Below are 7,327 nucleotides of genomic sequence, written 5' to 3' on the forward strand. Positions count from 1 at the left end.
GAGCTGGCGGGCGTACCCGCCGGCGGCTTCCGCCGTTTCGAGGTCCAGCCTGATGAACGTGCCACCCAGCGATGCCACCTCGTCCGCTGAGGCAGGCCGGATGTCGTTGGCGAAAACGCGGGCGCCCAGGCGTTTAGCGGTGCCGATGGCCTGCAGCCCGGCCACTCCTGCGCCCAGCACCAGGACCCGAGCGGGCGGGACCGTTCCAGCGGCTGTCATATACAGGGGAAAAAACCGGGGCAGCCGGATCGCGGCTTCCAGGACGCAGCGGTAGCCGGCCACCAACGCCTGGGAGCTCAGCGCGTCCATGGACTGGGCCCGGGAGATGCGGGGCACCAGTTCCAGTGCGAAGCTGGTCACGCCAGCGTCCGCGAGCGCCCGGACGCTGGCCAGTTCCGAAGACGGCGAGGCAAAGCCCACTGTGATGGCCCCCGGTTTCAGGAGCCGGGCCGTGCCGGGCTCCAGGGGCCTCACGTGGGCCAGGAGGTCCAGACCCGCCAGGTCGAGGTCCGGCACGATCCTGGCGCCGGCCTGTTCGTAGTCCCGGTCCGGGTGCCCCGCGGCCTCCCCGGCCCCGGCTTCCACCAGGACTTCGAGCCCCAGTCCGGTCAGCTGCCTGGCGGTTTCCGGCGTCCCGGCGACGCGGCGTTCGCCGTCCCGGCGTTCGCGCGGTATGCCCAGTTGCACCGCAGCCTCCCTCGCTCAGTGGTGCTGCGGCGGGCTGGCCAGGACCGGCCTGGCAGGCCGGGATCCGCGGCGGCGTCACTGCTGCACGTAGTTGGCTTGAGTCTAGGGCCAAGAAAGCCGCTGCGGGAGGCGTGCCGCCCCTGTGGCCTGCGGTTACTTTTGCGGGGCTACTTCCGGCGGGGCTGCTTTTCGCCTGCTTCCGGCTGCGGCCGGCCGCCGGCCAGCCGGAAGGAGTCCTGCAGCAGCTCTGCCAGCAGGGTGCCGTCCAGCCGTTCCAGCCGCACCAGGACCAGCTGCGGGGACCGGTCGTGGTGCGGCGTCCAGAAGAACGTGTCCGGGTCGGTGCCGGCCAGCGCTTCCCGCTCCGCCGTCTTGACGGTCAATACTCCGGGTTCCCAGAGCCGCGCCATCAGGGTCTTCGCGAACCAGGCGGGCTGGCCCCAGCTCAGCCGTTCGGTAATGCCGGGCAAGGCCAGTGCGGCCTTCCTGACGTGGTCTTCGGTCACCATTGACCGAGTCTGCCTGCGGGAGCGTCCGCCGCGCAAGGGCCCCCGGGCTACCCTCGGGCGGTGAGGTCCGCTGAAACCCGCCGCGCGGTGGCGGTGATTTCCTCCGCCACCGTGGCCAGGTAGGCGTCCGGATCCGGCCTGGCAGCGACGGACTGGGCCTGCAGCGAGACGTTGACGGCTGCCACCACTTTGGGCCCGTCAAGGACCGGCGCGGCCACGGACATCAGCCCGAGCTCCAGTTCCTGGTCCAGAACGCACCAGCCCTTGTCCCGGACGTCCGCCAGGACAGCCAGCAGCTCCGGGACCGTTCCCAGGGCGCGGGGGGTCAACGGGCTGATGTCGGCTGCAGCGAAGTATGCCTTGAGCTGGTCCGCCGGCAGGTGGGCCAGCAGCACCCGGCCCATGGACGTGGCGTAGGCCGGGAATCGGGTCCCCACCGTGATGCCGATGGTCATGATGCGCCGCGTGGACACCCGGGCCACGTAGGCGATGTCCGTCCCGTCCAGCACGGCCGCCGAGGTGGACTCCCCCAGCTTCAGGGACAGTTCCTCCAGGTGCGGCTGGGCCAGCTGCGGCAGGGACAGGCCGGACAGGTACGCGAAGCCCAGCTGCAGGACCTTGGCCGTGAGCGCAAAGGTTTTGCCGTCGGTCCGGATGTACCCCAGTTCCACCAGGGTGTGCAGGAACCGGCGCGCGGTGGCACGGGTCAGGTCGGTCCGCGCCGCCACCTCGGTGAGGGTCATCAGCGGGTGGTCGGGGCCGAACGCCCGGATCACCGCCAGCCCCCGCGCCAGCGACTGCACGTATTGGTCGCCGGCCTGCGGAGGAGGTGCTGCTGCGTCGGTCATGGTGTCCAATCCTATGCGTGCCGCCGGCGTGGTTTTCCGGTTCAAGGCACGGCGGCGGTGAGGGGTACGGGGACGAGTTCCTGGAGTTCGGCGAGGGTGCAGCCGAAGGTTTCGCGGACGGTGACGCCGTTGGGTCCGGTGAGGAACACGGCTTTGTCGGTGTAGACCCGGGTCACGCAGCCCACACCTGTGAGCGGGTAGGTGCAGGCGTCCACGATTTTCGAGGCGCCTTCGCGGGTCAGCAGGGTCATCATCACAAAGACGTCCTTGGCACCGGTGGCGAGGTCCATCGCCCCGCCCACGGCGGGGATGGCGCCGGGCGCCCCGGTGTGCCAGTTGGCGAGGTCGCCGGTGGCTGAGACCTGGAACGCGCCGAGGACGCAGATGTCCAGGTGGCCGCCGCGCATGATCGCGAACGAATCGGCGTGGTGGAAGTAGGACGCCCCCGGGAGTTCGGTGACGGGGATTTTGCCGGCGTTGATGAGGTCGCCGTCGATCGCGTCCCCTTCCGCTGCCGGGCCCATGCCCAGCATCCCGTTCTCCGTGTGGAGGGTGATGTTCTGCTCAGCGGTGAGGTAGTTGGATACCAGTGTGGGCTGGCCGATGCCGAGGTTCACAAAGGAACCCGGGGCGATGTCCCGGGCCACCAGGCGGGCGAGGTCGTCCCGGCCCAGCGGTTCCGGGGATGACTGGAGGTCCGCCGGCTGGTTGGTTTCGCTGCTCATGTTCAGGCCACCTTCACGATGTTGTTGACGTAGATGCCGGGGGTGACGATGTTTTCCGGGTCCAGCCCGCCGGTGGGGACGATATCGGAGACCTGGACGATGGTGTGCCTGGCCGCGGCGGCCATGATGGGGCCGAAGTTCCGGGCGGTTTTGCGGTAGACCAGGTTCCCCCTTCCATCGGCGGTGAGGGCCTTGATCAGGGCCACGTCCGCGTGCAGCGGGGTTTCGAAGACCTGGCCGCGGCCGTCGATGATCCGGGTTTCCTTGCCCTCGGCCAGCATGGTGCCGTACCCGGTGGGGGTGAAGAACCCGCCGATCCCGGCCCCGGCAGCCCGGATCCGTTCGGCAAGGTTGCCTTGCGGGACCAGTTCCAGCTCGATTTCGCCGGCCTTGTACTTGGCATCGAAGTGCCAGGAGTCGGACTGCCGCGGGAAGGAGCAGATCATTTTCCGCACCCGGCCTTCCTTGATCAGCAGCGCCAGGCCCTGGTCGCCCTGGCCGGCGTTGTTGTTCACCACCGTCAGGTCCGTGGCGCCGCAGTCCATCAGGGCGTCGATGAGTTCGAACGGCTGCCCGGCGTTGCCGAACCCGCCGATCATCACGGTGGAGCCGTCCTTGATGCCGGCCACGGCATCCTGGACTGTGTCTACGAAGTTCAGCATGCCTTCTACGCCTTTCCAGCGGTAACGTTTTCGAGGACCACGGCCAGGCCCTGGCCCACGCCGATGCAGATCGCAGCCACGCCCCACCGTTCGCCCGAGGCCTGCAGCGACCGGGCCAGGGTGCCCAGGATCCGGGTGCCGGAGGCCCCCAGCGGATGGCCCATCGCGATCGCGCCGCCGTGCCGGTTCACAATCGACGGGTCGATGTCCCAGGCGTTGATGCAGGCCAGGGACTGCGCGGCAAAGGCTTCGTTAAGTTCGACGGCGCCCACCTGGTCCCAGCCGATGCCCGCCTTCGCGAGGGCCTTGTTCGCCGCCGCCACCGGGGCGTAACCGAAGAACTGAGGATCGTTCCCGTGCGCACCACGGCCCGCGATCCGGGCCAGCGGCTCCAACCCCAACAGCCCGGCGGCAGCTTCGGAGCCAATCCAGGCCGCGGAAGCACCGTCGGACAACGGGGAGGCGTTCCCCGCCGTCACCGTCCCGTTCCCAGACCGGAACACCGTCTTCAGGCCCGCAAGCTTCGCCGCCGAAGAACCGGCCCGGATGCCTTCATCCCGGACCAGATCCGTGCCCGGCACCGGGGTGACGAGGTTGTCGTAGAATCCCTCGTCCCAGGCGGCGGCCGCCAGGTTGTGCGAGTCCGCGGCGAATCCGTCCTGCTGTTCCCGGGTCACACCGTACTTCTCGCGGAGCCGTTCGGTGGCCTCGCCCAGCGAGATGGTCCACTCCTTCGGCATGGCCTTGTTCACCAGGCGCCAGCCAAGGGTGGTGGAGGCCAGCGTCATGTCCCCGGCCGGGTACGGCTTCTCCGTCTTGGGCAGCACCCAGGGCGCGCGGGACATCGACTCGGCGCCGCCCACCAGCATCAACTCGGCATCCCCGGCATTTATCTGGCGCGAGGCGATGATTGCCGCGTCCAGCGAAGACCCGCACAACCGGTTGACCGAAGTCCCCGGAATCGAGACCGGCAACCCGGCCAGCAGGGAGCCCATCCGGGCAATGTTGCGGTTCTCCTCGCCGGCGCCGTTGGCGTTGCCAAACACCAACTCATCGATCCGCTCCGGATCAAGCCCGGGGGCCCGCTGCACGGACTCCCGGATCACGTGCGCAGCCAGGTCATCAGGACGCACTGACGCCAAACCTGAACCGAACTTACCGAAAGGTGTGCGTACGGCGTCGTACACAAATGCCTGCTTCACGATGCTCCTCGAAAGATTCTGCGGGTGGTTTCCCAACTAGCTCGCAGTTGTTGTCGTTATGAGGGCTCAAAACGACAACAACTGCGAGTTAGTTGGGAAGGGGGTTAGTTGGGTGGGGTGGGCGCAGCGGGGTCCGTGGCCGTTTTGTCCATGTCGCGGAACACCTGCTGCGCCGTCTTGAAGGCGGTGTTTGCGGCGGGGACGCCGCAGTAAATGGCGGTTTGAAGCAGGATTTCCTTGATCTCGTCCCTGCTCAGGCCGTTGGTGAGGGCCGCGCGGATGTGCATGGCCAGCTCCTCCCAATGCCCGTGCGCCACCATCGCCGTGATGGTGACGGCGGAGCGCATCTGCCGGGACAGCCCCGGCCGGGTCCAGATCCCACCCCACGCGATCCGCGTGATCATGTCCTGGAAATCTTCGGTGAAACCGTCCTTGGCGGCGTTGGCGCGGTCCACATGGGCCGCGCCCAGCACCTCGCGCCGCACGGCCATACCGCCGTCGTAAATTTCCTGGCTGGTGGCGTCCGGCTGCACCACGCCGGAGCGCTCCGGGCCCGCTGCGCCGCTCACTGGGCGCCGCCGCGGGATTCGGACCAGGTGATGAGGTTCCGCAACAGCTCGGCGACGTGCCCCGGCGCCTCGGCGGGTGCCAGATGGCCCACGCCGCCCAGCGTCAGCGCACTGGCCGTTCCACCGCCGGCCGTGATGCCGGCCGCCACGTCTTCGGCGAACGACGGCGGCGCAACAGTATCCTCGGCACCCGCAACCGCCTGCGTGGGAACCGTGATGCTGCCCAGGTCCGCGCGGACGTCAAACGCGGCAAGGGCCTCGCAGCAGAAGGCGTAACTGAAGCGATCGGCGTCGCGCAGGGCGTGCAGGAGCCTGCTGCTGAGCTCAGGCTGGCGGTCCATAAAGCCCGGGGCGAACCACCGCTCCGCGGAGCCTTGGATCATCACGGGTGTGCCCTGGCTGCGGACCGTGGCGGCGCGTTCCAGCCAGCCTTCCGGCGTGCCGAGTTTGGCGCCGCTGCACTGGACGGAAAGGCTTTTGAGCCGGCTGGCGTGCTTGATGCCGAGCTGCAGGCCCGTTGCTCCGCCCAGCGAGACGCCGGCGTAGTGGAAATCCTGGCCGGGGGCAATGGAATCGACCAGGCCCACCACGGCGTCCGCCAGCTCCGCCACGCTGAATGGTTCGGCGGCGGCGGGCGAGACCCCGTGCCCGGGGAGGTCCCAGGCCACCACATCCACGGTGGGTCCCAGCAGGGCGGCGGCGTCCGTCCACAGGACAGAGGACGTGCCCAGGGAGGAGCCCACCACCAGCAGCGGGTGCTCACCGAGGGGGCGCTGCGGGGAGAGCAGCACGGCTTTCAGGGTTGGTTCAGCCACGGGGGGCTCCAATCGCGTCGGGGTGGGGACGGTCTGTGCCGGCGAAATCCGGGTAGGCCGCCAGGATACGGTGGGCGATCCCGGCGGACTCGCCCAGGTAGCCGGCCGGATCCAGGAGCTCGGCCAGCCGGGAGTCCGGGAGGACGTCCTCGGGGACGGTTTCGCGCAGGTACCGGCGGTAGGCGGCAGCCTGGTCCGCCGCGGGAACCTGGAGGGTCCTGTCCACCACCGCCTGGAGCTGCTGTTTGCCGCCCAGGCCGTCCCGGTCCGCCAGCAGCGGCGCCACGGCAGCAGCCACGCCTTCGGCCAGGAGCAGGGGCCCGGCGAGGTCGAGGTTGCGGCGCATGGCGGCCGGGAAGACCTGGAGTCCTCCGGCGAGTTCCTGCAGCTGGCCAACGGCGCCGAGGGCCAGCGCCAGCAGCTGCCGGAGCGCAGGCCATTCCGCGTGCCACGCGCCGTCGGGGCGTTCGTCGTTGAAATTGGCAGCGGCGAGATGGAGCTGGGCCGCCGGCTGCGGGGCCTGAAGGGCGGCGCTGCGCACCAGCACGGACAGGACGGGATTCTGCTTCTGCGGCATGGCCGAGGAAACGCCGCGGCCGGCGGCGCGGGGTTCGGCCACCTCCGCCACCTCGGGCCGGCTGAGGAACAGGACGTCCGCGGCGGTCTTGCCTGCGGCATCAAGCACCGCGGCCAGGGCGTTGCCCAGGGAGGTGACCGGCAGGCGGTTGGTGGGCCAGGGCGCGGCAGCCGGGGCCAGGCCCAGGTGCGCGGCGAGACTGTCCGCCAGGTTGAAGGGGGTGGCAGCGGAGTTGGCGGTCAACGCGGAACCGGCCGCGAGGGTACCCGCGGCGCCACCGAACTGGACGGGGAAGCTTAGGCCGGCGAGCTGCCGTCCCGCGGCGGCGAGACCGTGGAACCACTGTGCGGCCCGCAGCCCGAAGGTATAGGGCAGGGAGTGCTGCGTCAGGCTCCGGCCCACGCAGAGGGTGGTCGAATGCGCTGCCGACAGGTCCGCGAGGGCCGCTGTGGCCCGGCCCAGGTCAGCCAGCACGGCGCCGACGGCGTTGCGCGCCACCAGCATCAGGGCGGTATCCAACACGTCCTGGCTGGTGAGCGAGGCGTGCACGGCTGCCGCAGCGCCGACGCCATGGGTGTCCAGCGCTGTGACCTGGCGGCGGAGGTCCGCCAGCAGGGGGATGACGGGGTTGGCGCCGCCCTGGGCGCGCACCGCGATGTCCGCCACGTCGTAGCGTCCGGGTTCCGCTGCGGCAGCCACAACGGCGGATGAACCGGCGGGTGCCAGTCCCGCC

8 protein-coding genes and 1 pseudogene are annotated in these 7,327 nt (G+C 69.9%); all 9 read right to left on the reverse strand.

The features are described 5' to 3' along the window. Positions 1 to 687 (reverse strand): annotated as a pseudogene (locus tag ACU18_RS17040) (NAD(P)(+) transhydrogenase (Re/Si-specific) subunit alpha); the annotation flags it as partial. 167 nt (positions 688 to 854) lie between these two features. After that, positions 855 to 1,196: an MmcQ/YjbR family DNA-binding protein gene (locus tag ACU18_RS17045; RefSeq protein WP_050687545.1), complete on the reverse strand. Its 342-nt coding sequence runs from the start codon at positions 1,194 to 1,196 to the stop codon at positions 855 to 857. A 47-nt stretch (positions 1,197 to 1,243) separates the two neighbouring features. Continuing rightward, complete coding sequence (locus ACU18_RS17050; RefSeq protein ID WP_050687547.1) at positions 1,244 to 2,044, reverse strand: IclR family transcriptional regulator domain-containing protein; 801 nt, start codon at positions 2,042 to 2,044, stop codon at positions 1,244 to 1,246. Positions 2,045 to 2,085: 41 nt separating this feature from the next. Continuing rightward, positions 2,086 to 2,769, reverse strand: coding sequence for a 3-oxoacid CoA-transferase subunit B (locus ACU18_RS17055; RefSeq protein WP_050687548.1), 684 nt, complete (start codon positions 2,767 to 2,769; stop codon positions 2,086 to 2,088). A 2-nt stretch (positions 2,770 to 2,771) separates the two neighbouring features. Beyond that, the gene (locus tag ACU18_RS17060; RefSeq protein ID WP_050687549.1) at positions 2,772 to 3,431 is read right to left on the reverse strand and encodes a 3-oxoacid CoA-transferase subunit A; all 660 of its coding nucleotides are present in this window, start codon (positions 3,429 to 3,431) and stop codon (positions 2,772 to 2,774) included. A 5-nt stretch (positions 3,432 to 3,436) separates the two neighbouring features. Beyond that, positions 3,437 to 4,633 carry a thiolase family protein gene (locus ACU18_RS17065; RefSeq protein ID WP_050687550.1) on the reverse strand — a complete coding sequence of 399 codons (1,197 nt, stop codon included), beginning with the start codon at positions 4,631 to 4,633 and terminating at the stop codon, positions 3,437 to 3,439. 104 nt (positions 4,634 to 4,737) lie between these two features. Further along, positions 4,738 to 5,202, reverse strand: coding sequence for a 4-carboxymuconolactone decarboxylase (gene pcaC, locus ACU18_RS17070; RefSeq protein ID WP_050687551.1), 465 nt, complete (start codon positions 5,200 to 5,202; stop codon positions 4,738 to 4,740). Then, positions 5,199 to 6,017 carry an alpha/beta fold hydrolase gene (locus tag ACU18_RS17075; protein ID WP_050687552.1) on the reverse strand — a complete coding sequence of 273 codons (819 nt, stop codon included), beginning with the start codon at positions 6,015 to 6,017 and terminating at the stop codon, positions 5,199 to 5,201. Before ACU18_RS17075 ends, pcaC begins: the two co-directional genes overlap by 4 nt. Next, on the reverse strand, positions 6,010 to 7,327 hold a 1,318-nt coding region (locus ACU18_RS17080), incomplete at its 5' end, for a lyase family protein (RefSeq protein WP_050687553.1). The genes ACU18_RS17075 and ACU18_RS17080, both read right to left, overlap by 8 nt.

This window comes from Arthrobacter sp. ZBG10, from assembly GCF_001238605.1.
Lineage (GTDB): Bacteria > Actinomycetota > Actinomycetes > Actinomycetales > Micrococcaceae > Arthrobacter.